Origin of the sequence: Pseudomonas sp. Fl5BN2 (genome assembly GCF_009908205.1) — a bacterium.
GTDB lineage: Bacteria > Pseudomonadota > Gammaproteobacteria > Pseudomonadales > Pseudomonadaceae > Aquipseudomonas.
In genome coordinates this window covers 417098-437822 of sequence record NZ_JAAARL010000001.1, presented here as the reverse complement: position 1 = coordinate 437822, position 20725 = coordinate 417098, and the positions used below count along the sequence as shown (strand labels likewise).

The 20725-nt window shown below is 61.4% G+C and carries 17 protein-coding genes and 2 pseudogenes; 9 read left to right on the top strand and 10 right to left on the bottom strand.

The window, feature by feature from the left end:
- The first annotated feature begins 102 nt into the window (after positions 1 to 102).
- From GV819_RS02075 to GV819_RS02065, 3 genes are read left to right on the top strand one after another with little or no spacing between them, the layout of a single operon-like run.
- The gene (locus GV819_RS02075; protein ID WP_161753003.1) at positions 103 to 1068 is read left to right on the top strand and encodes an HlyD family secretion protein; all 966 of its coding nucleotides are present in this window, start codon (positions 103 to 105) and stop codon (positions 1066 to 1068) included.
- A complete protein-coding gene (gene rbbA / locus GV819_RS02070) occupies positions 1065 to 3791 on the top strand; it encodes a ribosome-associated ATPase/putative transporter RbbA (RefSeq protein ID WP_161753001.1) in 2727 nt (908 codons plus the stop codon). The genes GV819_RS02075 and rbbA overlap by 4 nt, the downstream gene beginning before the upstream one ends.
- The gene (locus tag GV819_RS02065; RefSeq protein ID WP_161752999.1) at positions 3791 to 4909 is read left to right on the top strand and encodes an ABC transporter permease; all 1119 of its coding nucleotides are present in this window, start codon (positions 3791 to 3793) and stop codon (positions 4907 to 4909) included. Before rbbA ends, GV819_RS02065 begins: the two co-directional genes overlap by 1 nt.
- Positions 4910 to 5010: 101 nt before the next feature.
- Here GV819_RS02065 and GV819_RS02060 read toward each other — a convergent pair whose 3' ends face one another.
- Positions 5011 to 5418: a flagellar basal body-associated protein FliL gene (locus GV819_RS02060; protein ID WP_161752997.1), complete on the bottom strand. Its 408-nt coding sequence runs from the start codon at positions 5416 to 5418 to the stop codon at positions 5011 to 5013.
- A gap of 158 nt (positions 5419 to 5576) precedes the next feature.
- Between GV819_RS02060 and GV819_RS02055 the strand changes: the two genes are divergently transcribed.
- Positions 5577 to 6554 (top strand): NADPH:quinone oxidoreductase family protein, encoded by a 978-nt coding sequence (locus GV819_RS02055; RefSeq protein ID WP_161752995.1) that lies wholly within the window; start codon positions 5577 to 5579, stop codon positions 6552 to 6554.
- 130 nt (positions 6555 to 6684) lie between these two features.
- Complete coding sequence (locus GV819_RS02050) at positions 6685 to 7296, top strand: flagellar basal body-associated protein FliL (RefSeq protein WP_161752993.1); 612 nt, start codon at positions 6685 to 6687, stop codon at positions 7294 to 7296.
- A 25-nt stretch (positions 7297 to 7321) separates the two neighbouring features.
- Here the strand turns inward: GV819_RS02050 and GV819_RS02045 are convergent, their stop codons facing one another.
- From GV819_RS02045 to GV819_RS02020, 6 genes and pseudogenes are all read right to left on the bottom strand, one after another.
- Positions 7322 to 7972: a gamma-glutamylcyclotransferase gene (locus GV819_RS02045; protein ID WP_161752991.1), complete on the bottom strand. Its 651-nt coding sequence runs from the start codon at positions 7970 to 7972 to the stop codon at positions 7322 to 7324.
- Positions 7973 to 8187: 215 nt separating this feature from the next.
- The gene (locus tag GV819_RS02040; protein ID WP_161752989.1) at positions 8188 to 9156 is read right to left on the bottom strand and encodes a CDP-6-deoxy-delta-3,4-glucoseen reductase; all 969 of its coding nucleotides are present in this window, start codon (positions 9154 to 9156) and stop codon (positions 8188 to 8190) included.
- A complete protein-coding gene (gene ubiD, locus GV819_RS02035; protein ID WP_161752987.1) occupies positions 9156 to 10622 on the bottom strand; it encodes a 4-hydroxy-3-polyprenylbenzoate decarboxylase in 1467 nt (488 codons plus the stop codon). The genes GV819_RS02040 and ubiD overlap by 1 nt, the downstream gene beginning before the upstream one ends.
- A 126-nt stretch (positions 10623 to 10748) precedes the next feature.
- Entirely contained in the window at positions 10749 to 12008 is a 1260-nt protein-coding gene (rho, locus tag GV819_RS02030) for a transcription termination factor Rho (protein ID WP_161752985.1), read from the bottom strand.
- Positions 12009 to 12255: 247 nt separating this feature from the next.
- Entirely contained in the window at positions 12256 to 12585 is a 330-nt protein-coding gene (trxA, locus tag GV819_RS02025; RefSeq protein ID WP_003206727.1) for a thioredoxin TrxA, read from the bottom strand.
- 120 nt (positions 12586 to 12705) lie between these two features.
- Positions 12706 to 13047, bottom strand: a pseudogene (locus GV819_RS02020) (FadR/GntR family transcriptional regulator); the annotation flags it as partial.
- 79 nt (positions 13048 to 13126) lie between these two features.
- Between GV819_RS02020 and GV819_RS02015 the strand changes: the two are divergent.
- A pseudogene (locus GV819_RS02015) lies at positions 13127 to 13297 on the top strand (amino acid ABC transporter permease); the annotation flags it as partial.
- A 218-nt stretch (positions 13298 to 13515) separates the two neighbouring features.
- A complete protein-coding gene (ppx, locus tag GV819_RS02010; protein ID WP_161752983.1) occupies positions 13516 to 15018 on the top strand; it encodes an exopolyphosphatase in 1503 nt (500 codons plus the stop codon).
- A gap of 169 nt (positions 15019 to 15187) precedes the next feature.
- On the opposite strand, the gene ppk1 is transcribed toward ppx, so the two are convergent.
- Both ppk1 and hemB read right to left on the bottom strand, forming a co-directional pair.
- Positions 15188 to 17407, bottom strand: a complete 2220-nt coding sequence (gene ppk1, locus GV819_RS02005; protein WP_161752981.1) for a polyphosphate kinase 1 — start codon at positions 17405 to 17407, stop codon at positions 15188 to 15190.
- An 18-nt stretch (positions 17408 to 17425) separates the two neighbouring features.
- Positions 17426 to 18439, bottom strand: coding sequence for a porphobilinogen synthase (gene hemB / locus GV819_RS02000; RefSeq protein WP_161752979.1), 1014 nt, complete (start codon positions 18437 to 18439; stop codon positions 17426 to 17428).
- 207 nt (positions 18440 to 18646) lie between these two features.
- Between hemB and GV819_RS01995 the strand changes: the two genes are divergently transcribed.
- Both GV819_RS01995 and elbB read left to right on the top strand, forming a co-directional pair.
- Positions 18647 to 19264 (top strand): DedA family protein, encoded by a 618-nt coding sequence (locus GV819_RS01995; protein WP_161752977.1) that lies wholly within the window; start codon positions 18647 to 18649, stop codon positions 19262 to 19264.
- A 209-nt stretch (positions 19265 to 19473) separates the two neighbouring features.
- Entirely contained in the window at positions 19474 to 20142 is a 669-nt protein-coding gene (gene elbB, locus GV819_RS01990; RefSeq protein WP_161752975.1) for an isoprenoid biosynthesis glyoxalase ElbB, read from the top strand.
- A gap of 45 nt (positions 20143 to 20187) precedes the next feature.
- On the opposite strand, the gene GV819_RS01985 is transcribed toward elbB, so the two are convergent.
- On the bottom strand, positions 20188 to 20643 hold the full coding sequence (locus tag GV819_RS01985) for a YaiI/YqxD family protein (RefSeq protein WP_161752973.1): 456 nt from the start codon (positions 20641 to 20643) through the stop codon (positions 20188 to 20190).
- Positions 20644 to 20725: the final 82 nt, after the last annotated feature.

The window sequence follows — 20725 nt, the reverse complement described above, 5'->3', positions numbered from 1 at the left end:
CGGACAATAGGTTTAGGCTTGCCCCTTTCATTTGACGAGCATCAAGCTGCCAAAAGCCTTGATCCGTCAAACTAGGATGCTATAGCCGCAGGACGCAGATACATGTCGACGAACCACCGTTCTTCCCGTCTTTTCGCTGTCTCCCTCTTGATTCTGTTGCTCGCCGCGGGTGGCTTTGGCTACTGGAAATCCCTGCGGGATCGCCTGCCCGAAGGGCTGAGCATGGGCAATGGGCGGCTCGAAGCCACCGAGGTACAGATCGCCAGCAAAATCCCCGGGCGCCTGGCGGAAGTACGGGTCAATGAAGGCGACAAGGTACTCCAGGGCCAGTTGCTGGCACGCATGGATACCCGGACCCTCGAAGCCCAGCGCAATCAGGCCGAGGCCGAAGTAGTGCGAACCCGGGAAAACCTGTCCGCGGCACAAGCCAACGTGCAGTTGCGCCAGAGCGAACTGCTCCTGGCCAATCAGGAACTCAAGCGCTCCCAGGAGCTGTTCAGACGCGGCTTCGCCAGCCAGCAGATCATTGACCAGCAACAGGCTCGACTGAACACCGGCAATGCTGCGGTACTGGCGGCCCAAGCCCAGGTCGCTGCGGTCAAGGCGGCTATCGGCGCCGCCCAGGCCCAAGTTGCCCAGCTCACCAGTGAGATCGACGACAGCAGCCTGCGAGCCCCCATCGACGGTATTATCCAACTGCGCCTGGCCGAGCCCGGCGAAGTACTGGGGGCTGGCGGTCGGGTCCTGTTGCTGATCGACCCCAACGACCAGTACATGAACCTCTACCTGCCGGCCTCGGTCACTGGGCGCCTGACAGTTGGCGATGAGTCGCGGATTCTCCTCGATGCCCTGCCCAACCAGCCGCTGCCGGCGAAGATCAGCTTCGTCGCAGCCAAATCCCAATTCACCCCTAAAGAGGTGGAAACCCGGGACGAGCGCCAAAAGCTGGTGTTCCGGGTCAAGGTGCGCCTGACCCAACCCGCGTCCGTGCCCCAGGCCAAGCCGGGAATGCCCGGTGCCGGTTATGTGCGCACCGCTCCCGTGGACTGGCCGGCTAACCTGAAATGAGCGGCCTGGCGCTGCAAGCGACCGGCATCAGCCATCGCTACGGCTCACAGCAAGCGCTGATAGACATCAGCTTCAGCCTGCCGGCAGGCACCCGCTGCGGCCTTATCGGGCCAGACGGTGCCGGCAAGTCGAGCCTTCTCGGGCTGATCGCCGGGGTCAAGAAGCTCCAGCAGGGTGAGCTGGATGTGCTCGGTGGCGCCATTTCCCAGCGCCGCCACCGCAGCAGCCTCTACCCGCGCATTGCCTTCATGCCCCAAGGCTTGGGGGGCAACCTGTATCCCGAGCTGTCCATCAGCGAGAACATCCGTTTCTTTGCCACGCTGTTCGGCCTGCCCCGTGACGAATGTGAGCAGCGCATGCACAGCCTGCTGCTGGCCACCGATCTGCTGCGCTTTGCCGAACGGCCGGCCGGCAAACTGTCCGGCGGGATGAAACAGAAGCTCGGCCTGTGCTGTGCGCTGATCCATGAGCCGGACCTGCTGATCCTCGACGAACCCACCACCGGGGTCGACCCGCTCTCGCGCCGGCGCTTCTGGGAACTGGTGGAAGACGTGCGCCAGCAACGCCCGCAACTGACCCTGCTGGTGGCCACCGCCTACATGGAAGAGGCCGAGCAGTTCGAACATTGCCTGATGCTCGACCGCGGCAAGATGATCGCCCAGGGCCTGAGTCAGGAACTGGCGCAGGTGACGCCCAGCGGCAAGCTGGATGACGCCTTCACCCATTACCAGGGCGACAGCGGCCACGACAATCAGCCGCTGGTGATCCCGCCGCGCTCGGGCGACAACCAGGACATCGCCATCGAAGCCCACGAGCTGACCCTGCGCTTCGGGGACTTCACCGCCGTCAACAAGGTCAGCTTCGCCATCGGTCGTGGGGAGATCTTCGGCTTCCTCGGCTCCAACGGCTGCGGCAAGACCACCACCATGAAAGTCCTCACCGGGCTGATGCCCGCCAGCGAGGGCAGCGCCAAGCTGCTGGGTAACCCGGTGGATGCCAAGGACCTGGCCACCCGCAAGCGGGTTGGCTTCATGTCTCAGAGTTTCTCCCTGTACGGCGAACTCAGCGTGCGCCAGAACCTCGAGCTGCACGCCCGCCTGTTCGACCTGCCGAAAGCCGAAAGCGGCCCACGTATCGAGGAGCTGATCCAACGCTTCGACCTGGGGGAGATCGCCGAACAACAGTCCGGCGCCCTGCCCCTTGGGCTGCGCCAGCGTCTGTCCCTGGCAGTGGCCGTGCTGCACCGCCCGGAAGTGCTGATCCTCGACGAACCCACCTCCGGGGTCGACCCGGCAGCCCGCGATGATTTCTGGCGCTTGTTGATCGAGCTGTCCCGGGAGCAGGGCGTGACCATCTTCCTCTCCACCCACTTCATGAACGAAGCCCAGCGCTGCGATCGCATCTCGCTGATGCACGCGGGCAAAGTACTGGCCTGTGACACCCCGGCGGCACTGCAACAGCAGTTTGCCGGCGACACGTTGGAAGCTGCCTTCGTCCGCTGCCTGGAAGATGCCCAAGGGGCACCGGACGCACCTGCACCGCCTCCGGTGGCGGCATCTGCGGCCCACACTACAGGCCTCGCACCTGCCCGCTCGGGATTGAGCCTGGCCCGGCTGCTGGCAGTGGCCACCCGCGAGGGCAAGGAGCTGCTGCGAGACAAGGTGCGCCTGGGCTTTGCCCTGCTGGGAGCGATCTTCATGATGGTGATCTTCGGCTACGGCATTTCCCTGGATGTGGAAAAGCTCGCCTTCGCGGTCTACGACCAGGACCAGACGCCGCAAAGCCGTGCCTACCTGGAGGCCTTCCGCAGCTCACGCTATTTCGAGGAAAAACCGACGATCCGCAACTCCGCCGAACTGCATCGACGCCTGCAGCGTTCGGAGATCAAGCTGGCCCTGGAGATCCCCCCCGGTTTCGGCCGCGACCTGTATGCCGGACGCCAGCCTGCCGTGGCCGCCTGGCTGGACGGTGGCATGCCGTTTCGCGCGGAAACCAGCCGCAACTATGTCGAGGCGGTGCATCAGGCCAACCTGCAACTGCTGGCAGAGCAGAGTAGCCCGGCACTTCACTCAAGGCCCGCAGCCAAGCTGGAAACCCGCTTCCGCTACAACCAGGACGTGGTCAGCGTCAACGCCATCGGCCCCGGAGTCATGGCACTGATCCTGGCCTTCATTCCGGCCATGCTCACCGCCCTGGGCATCGTCCGCGAGAAGGAACTGGGCTCGATCACCAACTTCTACGCCACACCCCTGACCCGCCTGGAGTTCCTCCTCGGCAAACAGGCACCCTACCTGGCCGTCAGCCTGATCAACCTGGGCTTGCTGGTGGCCATGAACCGCTGGCTGTTCGGCGTTCCCTTCAAGGGCAGCGGCCTGACCCTGGCCCTGGGTGGCGTGCTCTACGTGCTGGCCACTACCAGCATGGGCTTGCTGATCTCCGCCTTCACTCGCACTCAGATCGCAGCGATTCTCGGCACCATGATCATCACCAGCCTGCCAACCATCCAGTTCTCTGGGCTGATCGTGCCGCGCTCGTCCCTCGACGGTTCGGCGGCGATCATGGGGCAGTTATTCCCCGCCGGATACTTCCTCGACATCGCCGTCGGCACCTTCACCAAAGCCCTGGACCTGCGCGAACTCTGGCCCCAGTGCCTGGCACTGATCGGGTTTTTCCTCGGTTTCACCGGGCTCAGCCTGGTCATGTTGAAAAAGCAGGAGGTCTGATGAACCGGCTTGCCCACATCCTGCGCCTGGGTCTGAAGGAACTCACCAGCCTGCGCCACGACAGCGTCTTGCTGCTGTTTCTGCTGTATGCCTTCACCGTGGCCATCTACCTGCCCGCTGCCGGTTCGGTGATCGGTGTGCACAACGCCAGCGTGGCTTTGGTGGATGAAGACCACAGCGCGCTATCACGGCAACTGGCCGAGTCGCTGCAACCACCGGAGTTCCAGACCCCGGCAGCATTGCCCTATGACCAGCTGGACGCGGTGATGGACAGCGGCCAGTACACGTTCGTGATCAACGTTCCCGCCAACTTCCAGAGCGACCTGCTGGCCGGGCGCCAACCCGCGGTACAGGTCAACGTCGACGCCACCGCCATGAGCCAGGCGTTCATGGGCGCCGGCTACATCGGCCGGATCTTCCAGCGCGAGCTGCTCAACTATGCCAATCAGGCAGATGCCGCGAGCAAGGCCCCGGCGCTGTTGACCACCCGAGCACTGTTCAACACCAACCTGCAAGGCGGCTGGTTCCTCGCGGTGATCCAGATCGTCAACAACATTACCATCCTGGCTATCGTGCTCACCGGCACCGCGCTGCTGCGCGAGCGCGAGCATGGCACCCTCGACCATCTGCTGGTGCTGCCGCTGACGGCCCTGGAGATCATGCTGGCGAAGGTCTGGAGCAATATGCTGGTGGTGGTGGTGTGCACCTGGATATCGCTGGAGGTGATCGTCAAAGGCGTACTGGGAGTACCCCTGGCAGGTTCAATGGGGCTGTTCCTGATGGTGACCGCACTCTATCTGTTCGCCAGCACCGCCCTGGGGATCTTCCTGGCCACCCTGGCTCGCTCGACCCCACAGTTCGGCTTGCTGGCGATCCCGGTGATCATCCCGATGCTGCTGTTGTCCGGTGGCAGCACGCCTCTGGACAGCATGCCGCAATGGCTGCAATGGGTGATGCAAGGCTCGCCGTCAACGCACTTCGTCAGCCTCAGCGCAGCGATTCTGTTCCGAGATGCCGGGGTCAATGTGGTCTGGCCCGACCTGCTGGCCCTGGCGGCGATCGGCCTGCTGTTCTTCGCCATCGCCCTGGCGCGCTTTCGCAAGAGCCTCGCCTCATGACCCACACCTCGTAGGAGCCGGCTTGCCGGCGAAAGGGCCTCAGCCCTGTATCGCCCTCTCGGGCGTCTTCGCTGGCAAGCCAGCTCCTACAGCGGGCAGGCCTACTGAATGATCAGGTTGTTGAACAACAAGTCTTCCACTACCGGCTTGCCGGTTTCGTCGTTCATCACTTGCTGCACCTGCTTGAGGGCTTCCTGGCGCAGTTTTTCCTTGGCCTCGACGTTATTCATGGTGTCGGTGGTCTGCTGGGCGAACAGTGCCACCAGCTGGTTGCGGATCAGCGGTTCGTTGGCCTTGACCGCCTGGGCCGAGGCATCGCCAGTCACCCGCAGGGCCACGTCAGCCTTATAGACCTTGAGTTTTGGGCTGCCATCCAAGCCGTAGTTACCCACGAACGGCGGGCTCAGGCTGATGTAGCTGACTTTCGGTGCTTCGCCTTCTTTGGCCTCTTCGGCCATGGCTGCCATCGGCAGGGAGAGGGCCAACAGCAAGATGATCCACGCTTTCACAATTCGCTCCTTAATCCGGTTTGCGGCCTAGCATAAAGCTCTGCCCGCCTGAGCCCAAGCACAAGCTTATGGCTGACTATCAGGACCGGGCATGCTCGTTGACCGCCTGATTCACACTCCTACACTTATCGGCCACCACTCCCAAAGGAATAGCCCTGATGAAAGCCGTGCTGTGCAAAGCCTTCGGCCCCGCCGAAACGCTGGTGCTGGAAGAGGTCGCAAGCCCACTGCCGAAGAAGAACGAGATCCTGCTGGACGTGCATGCCGCAGGAGTCAACTTCCCGGACACCCTGATCATCGAGGGCAAGTATCAGTTCAAGCCGCCATTCCCGTTCTCTCCAGGCGGCGAAGCGGCCGGCGTGGTCAGCGCAGTGGGCGAGAAGGTCGGTCATCTCAAGGTCGGCGACCGGGTCATGGCCCTGACTGGCTGGGGCAGTTTTGCCGAGCAGGTGGCGGTGCCCGGCTATAACGTGTTGCCAATTCCCGCCGCCATGGAGTTCAACACCGCCGCGGCCTTCAGCATGACCTACGGCACGTCGATGCACGCCCTCAAGCAACGGGGCAACCTGCAACCCGGCGAGACCCTGCTGGTGCTGGGCGCCTCGGGAGGGGTCGGGCTGGCGGCCGTGGAAATCGGCAAGGCCATGGGTGCCCGGGTGATTGCAGCTGCCAGCAGCGCGGAGAAACTCGCGGTGGCCAAGGCCGCCGGTGCCGATGAGCTGGTGAACTACAGCGAAAGCAACCTGAAGGACGAGATCAAGCGCCTGACCGACGGCAATGGCGCCGACGTGATCTACGACCCGGTGGGCGGTGACCTGTTCGACCAGGCCATCCGTTCCATTGCCTGGAATGGCCGCCTGCTGGTGGTGGGTTTTGCCAGCGGGCGCATCCCCGAGTTGCCGGTCAACCTGGCACTGCTCAAAGGTGCCGCAGTGGTGGGTGTGTTCTGGGGCTCCTTCGCCCAACGCCAGCCACAGGACAACGCAGCAAACTTCCAGCAGCTGTTCGGCTGGTTCGCCGAAGGCAAGCTCAAGCCACTGGTGTCACAGGTCTATCCGCTGGCCAAGGCGGCCCGGGCCATTGACGATCTTGGTCAGCGCAAGGCCGTGGGCAAGGTGGTGGTGCAGGTGCGCTGATCCCTTGGCGAACGTGGTCCTTGAAGATTTTCAGGGGCCATCGACCTCCTCACGGGATATTTCAGCTTCAATCATGCGAGCGATCCGGCGCTGCTGGCTGGCAGCGTCTTCCCTTGTGAGAGGCCCAACGATGAACACAATGCTGCATAAGCTGTTAAAGGGGCTGCTGGCGTTACCGGCACTAATGATTGCCCTGCAGGCACCGGCACACGAAGGCCCCAAGGACGCAGGACTGCGAAACGCCACGGTGCTGATCATTCGGCACGCGGAGAAACCCGATCAGGGCGACGGCCTGAGCCCCAGGGGCCAGCAGCGCGCCGAAGCCTATGCGCAATATTTCGACCCGCTGCAACTGAATGGTCAAAACCTGGTGCCGCAACGCCTGATTGCCACCCGCGACAGCGAGGACAGCGCCCGACCAAGGCTGACCCTGGTACCTCTCTCACAACGCCTGCACTTGCCCATCGAACAGCCCTATGACAACCGGGATGTGGACAAGCTGGTCAGATCCCTGGCCAAGAACAACCAGGCGCCGGTGATCCTGATCGCCTGGCACCATGGGCAGATCTACAACCTGATCGAGGCCTTCGGTGGCGACGCCAAAACTCTGACCGGACAGAAATCCTGGTCGGAATCGGTCTACGACTGGCTGATTGTGTTGCGCTTCGACGATCAGGGGCGGTTGGTCGAGTCCCACAGCCAGAAGGTGCAGGAGCATCTATTGCCGGGAGACAGCAACTGATCAGCCGGTAACAATGAACCTCGAGTCAACAACCCCCTGAAGATCCACAACGCTTGAGGCGTGCTTCCAGGTTTCGGTCCGGCATGGCATGACTGCGCAGGGCCTGGACAGTCTGCTCGACGTAATCGCGGGTGGTGCCGTAGCGCCCGCAAGCGCTTTCAAAAACCTGGCTCAGCACATGGTCGGGCAAGTTGCCGGCATAGCTGGGCAAGTGCCGCTCCAGCACAAAACCCAACGCCTGGACCTGGCTGCCATCCTCAAGACGGCAGTTGAGCCAGTGCGGGCGATAAGAGGGGTAAGGCATTTCACGCTGCCACAGGGCATACAGCGAAGCATCCAGTTGCGCCTCCGGCAGCCGATAGGCGAAGCCGCTGCAGGAGCCGCCGCGATCCAGGCCGAACACCAGGCCCGGCAGCTCCGGCGTGCCGCGATGTTCGTGGGACCACAGATACAGGCCACGATGATAGCCATGCACCCGTCCGCGCATGCGTTCGACCGCCGAACATTCCGGGCGCCAGATCAATGAACCGTAGGCGAACAACCAGACCGGACCGCCCCGGTGCCGGGACATGGTGGACTGCATGGAGCTGCGAAGTTGTTCGTGAGTCAGTTGCGGCCCCAGATCGAGCCGCGGAGGGTAAGCCAAATGCACATAGCTGGATTCAAGGGCTGTCATGGCAAATAGCGTTCGGCTCCCCGCGTAAAAGAAGTTACTTAATAGAACGCTTGGCAGTAACTGCAAGACACATAAGTTTCAAGGCTAGTTAAATACCACTGGTTAGAAGCCATTCAAATTGAATGACTTATATAACCTACCGGCATTCATCTAATTAACTAAATACCGATGGGTTATATACAGAGTTATAACGACAAGCGCGGACCTGATGGGTGTCAGGGCCGCGGGGCGTAGGCAAACACATCGGCACGCATCTGATGGGCATCCATACCGGCATTCACCAGAGCATCCAGGGTGGCGTAGATCATCGCCGGCGAACCGCTGGCATACACATGCACTGACGACAGGTCGGCAATGTCCTCGCATACCGCCTCATGCAGCATGCCGCAGCGGCCTTCCCAGCCACACAGGTCGCTGACGACCTTGTGCAGATAAAGGTTGGGCAACTGCTGCCACTCTTCCCAGTGTTCCAACTGGTAGAAATCTTCCGGACGACGCACGCCCCAATACAAATGCACCGGGTACTTGAAACCCCTGGACCGGCAATGCTCGATCAGGCTGTGCATCTGCGCCATGCCGGTACCCGCAGCGATCAACACCAGCGGGCCCTCTGGCAGCTCGGCCAGGTGGGTATCGCCGAAAGGCATCTCGATCCGGGCCATGCGGTTGCGTTGCAGTTGCTCCATCAGGTTTTGCGCACTGTTTTCGCGCACCAGCACATGCAGCTCCAGATCACGCCCGCTATGGGGCGCTGAAGCCAGGGAAAAGGCCGACTTCTCGCCATTGTCCCGCTCCAGCATCAGGTACTGCCCGGCATGGTAACGGGGTGGCTTGCCAGCCGGCGCCCGCAGCCTGACTCGCCAGACATCGCCGCCGATCTCAAGACACTCAGTGAGCTGACACGACAGGCTGCGCACCGGCAACTCTCCCAGCGCAAGGACGCCATCCCACAGCACGATGCAGTCTTCCAGCGGCTCTGCAATGCAAGTGTAGAACTCGCCGTGATCACGCACATCACCGGCTTGCTGCACGCTGCCCTCCACCAGCAAGGCACCACACACGTGACAGTTGCCATTGCGGCAGCTCTGCGGGCATTCATAGCCCAGGCGCCGCGCCGCATCGAGAATCCGCTCGCCGGGCAATGTCTCAAGCACCGCTCCGGAGGGCTGCAAGGTTACACGCATCAATCTATTCCTAACTGATTCCAGATGGCATCGATCCGGCGGGTGACCGCCTCATCCTTGACGATAACCCGGCCCCACTCTCGGGTGGTCTCTCCGAGCCACTTGTGAGTGGCATCGAGCCCCATCTTCGAACCCAGGCCAGATACCGGCGAGGCGAAGTCGAGGTAATCGATCGGCGTATTGTCGATCATCACCGTGTCGCGCTTGGGGTCCATGCGCGTGGTGATGGCCCAGATCACGTCGTTCCAGTCCCGTGCATTGATATCGTCGTCGGTGACGATAACGAACTTGGTGTACATGAACTGTCGCAAAAACGACCAGACCCCCAGCATCACGCGCTTGGCATGCCCCGGGTACTGTTTCTTCATGGTCACCACCGCCATGCGGTACGAGCAGCCTTCCGGCGGCAGGTAGAAGTCGGTGATTTCCGGGAACTGCTTCTGCAGGATCGGCACGAAGACTTCGTTCAGCGCCACACCGAGGATCGCCGGCTCATCCGGCGGCCGGCCGGTGTAGGTACTGTGGTAGATCGGCTTGATGCGGTGGGTGATGCGTTCCACGGTGAACACCGGGAAGCTGTCGACCTCGTTGTAGTAGCCGGTGTGGTCGCCATATGGACCTTCGTCGGCCATTTCGCCCGGATGGATCACCCCTTCAAGGATGATTTCGGCGGTAGCGGGAACTTGCAGGTCGTTGCCGCGGCACTTCACCAGCTCGGTGCGGTTGCCCCGCAGCAGGCCGGCAAAAGCGTATTCAGAGAGGCTGTCCGGCACCGGGGTCACGGCACCGAGAATGGTGGCAGGGTCAGCGCCCAGGGCCACCGACACCGGGAACGGCTGGCCCGGGTGCTTCTCACACCACTCGCGGTAATCCAGTGCACCGCCGCGGTGGCTCAACCAACGCATGATCACTTTGTTGCGGCCGATCACTTGCTGGCGATAGATGCCGAGGTTCTGCCGGTCCTTGTTCGGGCCCTTGGTCACGGTCAGGCCCCAGGTAATCAGCGGCCCGACATCACCCGGCCAGCAGGTCTGTACTGGCAGCATGCCGAGATCGACGTCGTCGCCCTCGATCACTACTTCCTGGCACACCGCGTCCTTCACCACCTTGGGCGCCATGGCGATGATCTTGCGGAAGATCGGCAGCTTGGACCAGGCGTCCTTCAGCCCCTTGGGTGGCTCCGGCTCCTTGAGGAAGGCCAGAAGCTTGCCGATTTCCCGCAGCTCGCTGACGGCTTCGGCGCCCATGCCCAGGGCCACGCGCTCGGGAGTACCGAACAGGTTGCCGAGCACGGGAATGTCATAACCGGTGGGGTTTTCAAACAGCAGGGCCGGACCTTTGGCACGCAAGGTGCGATCGCAGACCTCGGTCATTTCCAGCACTGGGGACACCGGAACCTGGATGCGCTTGAGTTCTGAGCGCTGTTCCAGGCCGCTGATAAAGTCGCGCAAATCGCGATACTGCATGCTTGAGCCTCGTATTTCGCCGTGGCGTTCGGGGCAGGCAGTTTAGCGCCGAACCCACAGGTTCAGAATAGAGAATGTCAGATAGCAAAAAGCCGGGTTTCCCCGGCTCTTGCTGGCCTGATCGATTTACTTGCGCTTCATCGACAGGAAGAACTCATCGTTGGTCTTGGTCTGCTTCAGCTTGTCGATCAAGAACTCGATGGCAGCAACTTCATCCATAGGATGCAGCAGCTTGCGCAGGATCCACATGCGCTGCAGCTCGTCGTCGGCAGTCAGCAACTCTTCGCGGCGAGTGCCGGAACGGTTGATGTTGATGGCCGGGAAGACGCGCTTTTCAGCAATCTTGCGGTCCAGGGGCAGTTCCATGTTGCCGGTACCCTTGAACTCTTCGTAGATCACTTCATCCATCTTCGAACCGGTTTCAACCAGCGCGGTGGCGATGATGGTCAGCGAGCCGCCTTCTTCGATGTTCCGCGCGGCACCAAAGAAACGCTTCGGTTTCTCCAGGGCGTGGGCATCGACACCACCGGTCAGGACCTTGCCGGAGCTCGGGATCACGGTGTTGTAGGCACGAGCCAGACGAGTGATGGAGTCCAGCAGGATCACCACATCCTTCTTGTGTTCAACCAGGCGCTTGGCCTTCTCGATCACCATCTCGGCCACTTGCACGTGGCGGGTTGGTGGCTCGTCGAAGGTGGAGGCGACCACTTCACCGCGCACAGTGCGCTGCATCTCGGTCACTTCTTCCGGACGCTCGTCGATCAGCAGCACGATCAGATGAACTTCTGGGTTATTGCGAGTGATGTTCGACGCGATGTTCTGCAGCATGATGGTCTTGCCCGCTTTCGGCGGAGCAACGATCAGACCACGCTGGCCTTTACCAATCGGTGCGCACAGGTCGATCACACGACCGGTCAAGTCTTCGGTGGAACCGTTGCCGGCTTCCATCTTCATGCGCACAGTCGGGAACAGCGGCGTCAGGTTTTCGAACAGGATCTTGTTCTTCGCGTTCTCTGGACGGTCGTAGTTGATCGTGTCGACCTTGAGCAGCGCGAAGTAACGCTCGCCTTCCTTGGGAGGGCGGATCTTGCCAACGATGGTGTCACCGGTGCGCAAGTTGAAGCGACGGATCTGGCTTGGCGAGACGTAGATATCGTCCGGGCCGGCCAGGTAGGAGGCATCGGAGGAGCGGAGGAAGCCGAAGCCGTCCTGGAGGATCTCCAGCACGCCATCACCGGAGATTTCCTCACCGCTTTTCGCGTGCTTTTTCAGCAGGGAGAAAATCACGTCCTGCTTGCGCGAACGGGCCATATTTTCTATGCCCATCTGTTCGGCCAATTCGAGCAGTTCGGTAATCGGCTTTTGCTTGAGTTCAGTCAGATTCATATAGGAATGACGTAATCATTTATAGAGGGGGGAAATTAAGCTTTTGGCTTAATGAGGCCGCGCCGCAGAGAAGGCGACAGGATCGCGTACTTATTCGAAAAGGAGAGCGTCGGCGACGGCTTGCAGGGGGCACTGGAGGAACCAGTGCGGGACCGAATGTAACACCTGAGTTTCGGAGCGTCTAGCCCTCAATTACGAAAAAGCCCCGCATTTTGCGGGGCTTTTTCAATGCTGCTTAAATCGACGCTTAGATGTTGGCGTCGAGGAAGGCTGCCAGTTGCGACTTCGACAGAGCACCTACCTTGGTAGCCTCAACGTTGCCGTTCTTGAACAGCATCAGGGTCGGGATACCACGCACGCCATGCTTGGCCGGGGTTTCCTGGTTTTCGTCGATGTTCAGCTTGGCAACAGTCAGTTTGCCTTTGTAGGTTTCAGCAATTTCGTCCAAAACCGGAGCGATCATTTTGCATGGGCCACACCACTCAGCCCAGTAGTCCACCAGTACAGCGCCTTCGGCTTTGAGTACGTCGGCCTCGAAGCTGGCGTCGCTGACGTGTTTGATAAGATCGCTGCTCATGGAATTCTCCAGGTTGTAAGCAAAAAAACGTGGCCTATCATATCTGCCCTTCCCGCGTTCAGGAAGCCGGAGATGATTGACTCTAACTATGGTGCCCCATAAGTTTGGGTATAGCTCAGCTCAGGAAGAAACGGGCGTGATAAAGGCGATTCCAGTGCGCTGGGCTGCGTTACGCACGTGTTCCTGCATGGCTTTTTGCGCCGCCCCTGAGGCGTGCCGAGCCAGGCCGCGAAGGATCTTGCAGTGCTCTTGCCAGGTTTCCATGGTGCGCTCGACCCGGATGAACGGTAGCTTCTGGCTTTCCAGGAAAATCTCGGTGCTGAAGCTGAAGCTGCTCAGCATCGCCTGATTGCCGCTGGCCAGGAGAATCTTCTGATGGAACTCGAAATCCAGACGCGCCGCCGCCTCAAAGTCCCCGGCCCGCAGTTCGTGGCGCATGGCCTCGAGATTTTCCTCCAGAGCACTGGCCTGTTGCTACGCGGTACCCTGTTCACCCTGTAACTGACCGCCTTCGGCACGCTGCTTGGGGTCGGCTGGAAGCTCCCGCTTCGAAGCCTTACGCCACGTGCTGCTGCCGGCCCTGGGCAGCCAGATCATCATTGTCATGCTGGGGTCTGCGGCGTGCTCACAGATCGCCACCGAAGCGCTGAACTTCGCCGCCAACTTCATCCAGTCACGCAGCTTCCGCGCCTTTGAAACCTGCGCCCTGTCCCTCAGTGCGCAGCGAAGCTGGCGAATTTCATTGGCAGTACCGAGAACGCTTGAGGGCCATTCGCCGACAAGCCCGCTCCGGCACCGGTAGCAACCGGCTCGCCGGCAAGCCAGGACACAGAGGGTTTCATGCGTTGAATCAACGCATTGGACACTGCGCGTTGGCGCGGGCCGTTGATCGTGGCAGGATGGCGAGGTTATCGACCGAGACCCCCAACCATGCCCCAATCCCAAGCCAAGAATCTGTCCCTGATCGCTGCGATCGATCTGGGCTCCAACAGCTTTCACATGGTCGTGGCCAAGGCCCGGAACGGTGAAATCCGCATTCTCGAGCGGCTGGGTGAAAAGGTTCAACTGGCCGCCGGAATCAACGAAGAGCGACAGCTCAACGAAGAGTCCATGCAGCGCGGGCTCGACTGCCTCAAGCGCTTCTCCCAACTGATCAACGGCATGCCCCTGGGCACGGTGCGCATCGTCGGCACCAACGCCCTGCGTGAAGCGCGTAACCGTGGCGAGTTCATTCGCCGTGCCGAGGAAATCCTCGGCCATCCGGTGGAAGTCATCTCCGGCCGTGAAGAGGCCCGACTGATCTACCTCGGAGTGTCCCACACCCTCGCCGACACCCCGGGCAAGCGCCTGGTAGCCGACATTGGCGGCGGCAGTACCGAATTCATCATCGGCCAGCGCTTCGAACCCTTGCTGCGCGAGAGCCTGCAGATGGGCTGCGTGAGCTTCACCCAGCGCTACTTCCGCGACGGCAAGATCACCCCTGCCCGTTACGCCCAGGCCTACACCGCAGCGCGCCTGGAAATCATGAGCATCGAACACGCCCTGCACCGCCTGACCTGGGACGAAGCCATCGGCTCCTCCGGGACCATTCGTGCCATTGGCCTGGCCCTCAAGGCCGGCGGCCAGGGCAGCGGCGAAGTCAACGCCGAAGGCCTGGCCTGGCTCAAGCGCAAGCTGTTCAAGCTTGGCGACGCCGAGAAGATCGACTTCGAAGGCATCAAGCCTGATCGCCGGGCGATCTTCCCCGCCGGCCTGGCGATTCTCGAAGCGATCTTCGACGCCCTGGAACTGCAACGCATGGACCACTGTGAAGGTGCCCTGCGTGAAGGTGTGCTCTACGACCTGCTAGGCCGCCATCACCACGAAGACGTCCGTGAACGCACCCTCAGTTCGCTGATGGAGCGTTACCACGTCGACCTGGAGCAAGCCTCGCGGGTTGAAGGCAAAGCCCTGCGCGCCTTCGACCAAGTGGCGGCCGACTGGGACCTGGAGGATGGTGTCTGGCGCGAACTGCTGGGTTGGGCCGCCAAGGTCCACGAAGTCGGCTTGGACATCGCCCACTATCACTACCACAAGCACGGCGCCTACCTGATCGAGCACTCGGACCTGGCCGGCTTCTCCCGCGAAGACCAGCAGATGCTGGCACTGCTGGTGCGCGGTCACCGCCGCAACATCCCCAAGGAAAAGTTCGCCGAGTTCGGCGACGACGGCATCAAGCTGATCCGTCTGTGCGTGCTGCTGCGTTTCGCCATCCTGTTCCATCACATCCGTGGCACCCAGCAGATGCCTCAGGTGACACTCAGCGCCAGCGGCGACCACCTCGACGTGGAGTTCCCGGAGAACTGGCTGGATGAAAACCAGCTGACCCAAGCCGATTTCGCTCTTGAAGCGGAATGGCTGACCCGGGTCGGCATCGTGCTCAACATCAGCTGACCTTGCCGCCACCGCGGAGGTAGGAGCCGGCGAAGCGGCCCTCAAGCTCTGCACCGCCCTCACGGACGCCTTCGCTGGCAAGCCAGCTCCTACAGGCCACCCACGCAAGCCAATAAAAAGGCCAGCCCGATGATCGGGCTGGCCTTTTTGTCTACGACGCCTGTCGCGCTCAGCGCACCGGCAACACCGGGCTGCCAAGGCGCTCCAGCAGGGTCGCCTGGGCACTGCGCGGGTTCTGGTTGCCGGTCGGCGTGTTACGGATATAACGACCGTCGGACTGCAGGCTCCAGCTGTGGGTGTTATCGGTGAGATAACTTTCCAGCTCCTTCTTGACCCGCAAAATCAGCTTCTTGCCTTCCACCGGGAAGCAGGTCTCGACCCGCTTGTCGAGGTTGCGCTCCATCCAGTCGGCACTGGAAAGGAACATCTGCTCCTCGCCACCGTTGAGGAAGTAGAACACCCGGGTGTGCTCCAGGAAGCGGCCAATGATCGAGCGCACATGGATGTTGTGCGAGACCCCGGCAATGCCCGGACGCAGGCAGCACATGCCACGCACCACCAGGTCGATGCGCACACCGGACTGGCTGGCCTTGTACAGCGCGCGGATGATCTTCGGATCGGTCAGCGAGTTGAACTTGGCGATGATGTGCGCCGGCTTGCCGTCCAGGGCGAACTGGGTCTCCCGGGCAATCATGTCGAGCATGCCCTTCTTCAGGGTGAACGGCGCATGCAACAGCTTCTTCATGCGCAGGGTCTTGCCCATGCCGATCAGCTGGCTGAACAGCTTGCCGACGTCTTCGCACAAGGCATCGTCGGAGGTCAGCAGGCTGTAGTCGGTGTACAGGCGAGCGTTGGCCGCGTGGTAGTTACCGGTACCCAGGTGCGCATAACGCACGATCTCACCGGCTTCGCGGCGCAGGATCAGCATCATCTTGGCGTGGGTCTTGAAGCCCACCACGCCGTAGATCACCACCGCGCCGGCTGCTTGCAGGCGGCTGGCCATCTGCAGGTTGGATTCTTCGTCAAAGCGCGCACGCAATTCGATCACCGCGGTGACCTCCTTGCCGTTGCGCGCCGCGTCTACCAGGGCGTCGACGATTTCCGAGTTGGCACCGCTGCGGTACAGGGTCTGGCGCACCGCCAGTACATGCGGGTCCTTGGCGGCCTGGCGCAACAGGTCGACGACCGGAGTAAACGACTCGAACGGGTGCAGCAACAGGATGTCCTGCTTGCTGATGACGCTGAAAATGTTCTCGCTGTTCTGCAGCAGTTTCGGGATCTGCGGAGTGAACGGGGTGTATTGCAGCTCCGGATGACTGTCCAGGCCGGTGATGCTGAACAGCCGCGTCAGGTTCACCGGGCCGTTGACCTGATACAGCTCGGTCTCGTGCAGGTTGAACTGCTTGAGCAGGTAATCCGACAGATGTTTCGGGCAGGTGTCGGCGACCTCCAGGCGTACCGCGTCACCGTAGCGACGGGAGAACAGCTCACCGCGCAGGGCGCGGGCCAGGTCTTCGACGTCCTCGGTGTCCACCGCCAGGTCGGCGTTCCGGGTCAGGCGGAACTGGTAGCAGCCTTTGACCTTCATGCCCTGGAACAGGTCATCGGCGTGGGCGTGGATCATCGACGACAGGAACACATAGTTGTCGCCAGGGCCGCCGACTTCTTCCGGAACCTTGATGATCCGCGGCAACAGGCGCGGCGCCGGGATGATCGCCAAGCCGGAGTCGCGACCGAAGGCATCGATACCTTCCAGCTCGACGATGAAGTTCAGGCTCTTGTTCACCAGCAACGGGAACGGGTGCGTCGGGTCCAGGCCGATCGGGGTGATGATCGGCGCGATCTCGTCGCGGAAGTAGCGGCGGACCCAGGTCTTGAGCTTGGTGGTCCAGTAACGGCGACGGATGAAGCGAATTTGATGCTTTTCCAGCTCTGGCAACAGAATGTCGTTGAGGATCGCGTACTGGCGATCGACGTGACCGTGTACCAGCTCGCTGATACGGGCCAGCGCCTGATGCGGTTGCAGGCCATCGGCACCGGCTTGCTCACGGGCGAAGGTAATCTGCTTCTTCAGGCCGGCCACGCGGATCTCGAAGAACTCGTCCAGGTTACTGGAGAAGATCAGCAGGAACTTCAAGCGCTCCAGCAGCGGGTAGGATTCGTCCAGCGCCTGCTCCAGCACGCGGATGTTGAACTGCAGTTGCGACAGCTCGCGGTGGATATACAAGCTGCTGTCATCCAGATTGGGGATGACAATGGCCGGCGCCGGTTGCGCCTCGGCCACCACGGGTGCGGGTGCGGGTTCAAGCTCCGGCGGAGTTTCAACCACTTGCTCGACCACCGGCTGAGCGTCTTTTACGGCCACTTCAGAGAGTCCTTCAGTATTCATCGCGTGTTCCTGGGAGGGCTATTTTTGCTCTCGTAACAATTGAGCAGCACGAACGGCAAAGTAAGTCAGGATGCCATCAGCACCCGCACGTTTAAAAGCGGTCAGGGATTCAAGGATAACCCCTTCTCCCAACCAGCCATTCTGGATCGCCGCCATATGCATGGCGTATTCGCCGCTGACCTGATAGACAAAGGTCGGCACCTTGAATTCATCCTTGACCCGGAAAAGAATATCCAGGTACGGCATGCCCGGCTTGACCATGACCATGTCTGCACCTTCCGCCAAGTCCGCTGCCACTTCATGCAGGGCTTCGTGACCGTTGGCCGGGTCCATCTGGTACGAAGCCTTGTCGGCCTTGCCCAGATTCAGCGCCGAGCCCACCGCATCGCGGAAGGGGCCGTAGTAGGCGCTGGCGTACTTGGCCGAATAGGCCATGATCCGCACGTTGACGTGCCCGGCCAGCTCCAGGGCTTCGCGAATTGCCTGGACCCGCCCGTCCATCATGTCCGACGGCGCCACCACCTGGGCACCCGCCTCGGCATGGGACAGGGCCTGACGCACCAGAGCATCGACGGTGATGTCGTTCTGCACATAACCGTGCTCGTCGAGGATACCGTCCTGGCCGTGGGTGGTGAACGGATCCAGCGCCACGTCGGTGATCACCCCAAGCTCCGGGAAGCGCTCGCGCAACGCGCGGGTAGCGCGCTGGGCAATGCCTTCGGGATTCCAGGCCTGGGCCGCGTCCAGGGACTTGAGCTCAGACGGCGTCACCGGAAACAGCGCCAAGGCGGGAATGCCCAGGTCGACCCAATGCGCCGCCTCTTCCAACAGCAGGTCGATGCTCAAGCGCTCGACACCAGGCATCGAGGCCACCGCCTCGCGGCGATTCTCACCCTCGAGCACAAACACCGGCAGGATCAGGTCATCCACGCTCAGACGGTTTTCGCGCACCAGACGGCGGGAGAAATCATCACGACGGTTACGCCGCAAACGGGTAGCTGGAAACAGGCGATTGGCGGGAGTAAAGCTCACGACGGACTCCATGGCCCGCGCTGGCGGGCGAGCGTGACAGTTATAAGCGGGCATTATGACGAACAGATGACAGTTGTGCTCAAGCTGTTGACCAGCAGCAACACTCATTGTCATTGGCAGGATTGTTCACGTCGAGACACATTTCGATACTTTCCCGAACGTCGTCGAAGGGGTAGGCTGCGCGTTCATTTCGCCAGCATCCAGACAATGCTCCAACAATTTCTTCAGGATTTCGGCTACTTCGCCCTCTTTCTCGGTACGTTTTTCGAAGGCGAAACCATTCTGGTTCTTGCCGGATTTCTCGCGTTCCGCGGATACATGGATATCAACCTGGTGATGGTGGTTGCCTTCTTCGGCAGCTACGCCGGTGACCAGCTGTGGTACTTCCTGGGGCGCAAGCATGGCCGCAAACTGCTGGCGCGCAAACCGCGCTGGCAGATGATGGGTGACCGGGCGCTGGAGCATATCCGCAAGCATCCGGACATCTGGGTGTTGAGCTTCCGCTTCGTCTATGGCCTGCGCACCGTGATGCCGGTAGCCATTGGCCTGTCCGGCTACCCGCCAGGACGCTACCTGCTGCTCAACGGCATCGGTGCGGCAGTCTGGGCCGTGGCCCTGGCCTCAGCGGCCTACCATTTTGGCGCGATCATGGAAGGCATGCTCGGCAGCATCAAGAAGTACGAGCTCTGGGTATTGGGAGCTTTGCTGGTGCTGGGTTTCTGCCTGTGGCTGCGGCGGCGGTTCAAGAACGCCCGCCTGGCCAAGCAGATCTACGAAGCCGAACAGGCCGCCGAACAAGACAAGGCCAAGACGCCAGTCGAATAAGACAGTGCCCGCGACAGCACAGCCCGATGCCATTCAGAGGCTGTAGCTGCCTGGCACCATAGCGCTCGGCACCTCAATGAGCGTCCTGCCAAGTATCGTGCACGAGCCGGCTTGCAACGCCGGAACCAGGGTGCTGCTGTGACATCCGGCTCTGGCAACAGGCGACCATTTGGCGGACAGTTAGCGCCATGAATCTGGAGAAAAGAACCATGAGCAAAAAAGTTGCAGTGATCCTTTCCGGTTGTGGTGTCTTCGACGGCGCCGAAATCCACGAAAGCGTGATCACCCTGTTGCGCCTCGACCAGCGTGGCGCCCAAGTACAGTGCTTCGCCCCGAACATTCCCCAGATGCATGTGCTCAACCACCTGACTGGCGAAACCATGCCCGAGACCCGCAACGTTCTGGTGGAATCGGCACGTATTGCCCGTGGCGAGGTCAAGGACCTGCGCGAAGCCAACGTCGAAGAGTTCGATGCGCTGATCATTCCCGGCGGTTTCGGTGCAGCCAAGAATCTCTCCAACTTTGCCACCGAAGGCGCTGCTTGCACGGTCCAGGAGGATGTCCTGGCTCTCGCCGAAGCCTTTGCCGAAGCCGGCAAGCCGGTGGGCCTGATGTGCATCGCTCCGGCACTGGCGGCGAAGATCTATGGCCCCGGAGTGACCTGCACCATCGGCAAAGACGCCGACACTGCGGCGGCACTGGGCAAGATGGGCGCCACCCATGCCGAATGCGCGGTGGGCGACATCATCGAAGACCCAGCGCGCAAACTGGTGAGCACTCCAGCCTACATGCTGGCGCAATCCATCAGCGAAGCCGCCTCGGGCATCAATAAGCTGGTGGACCGCGTGTTGGAACTGACTCACGAAGGCGAGCAGTGATCCTTTAGCAGGGGCGTATTGCAGGAGGCCGCTGGCCTCCCCCTTTCAAGCCTCGCGTGCTAGTCGGGTCAGGATCCGATCCAGGGCATTGGCGAATGCCTGCTTCTCTCGCTCGCCATAAGGCGCCTGCCCACCACTGACCTGCCCCTGCTCCCGCAGATCGGTGAACAAGTTACGCACCGCCAAGCGATCACCCATATTCTGCGCATCGAACTCCTTGCCTCGCGGGTCCAGGGCCGCCACGCCCTTTTTCACCAGGCGATCGGCCAACGGCACATCGCTACAGATCACCAGTTCGCCAGGGACCGCATGCTCCACCAGGTAGTCGTCGGCGGCATCCGGGCCACTGGGCACCACGATCAGCCTGACGCAGGCGAACGCCGGTTTGATCTGCGGCTGCCCAGCCACCATCAGCACGTCGAACTGGCGCTTCAAGGCAAAACGCACCACCTGATCCTTGGCGGCTTTAGGGCAGGCATCGGCATCGATCCAGACACGCATGGTATTTCTCCTTCCAGAATGCAAAACGGACAAGCCGCCCCGTTGCAGGGGCGGGCTTGCCCGCGATCAGCGACGTTGCAGA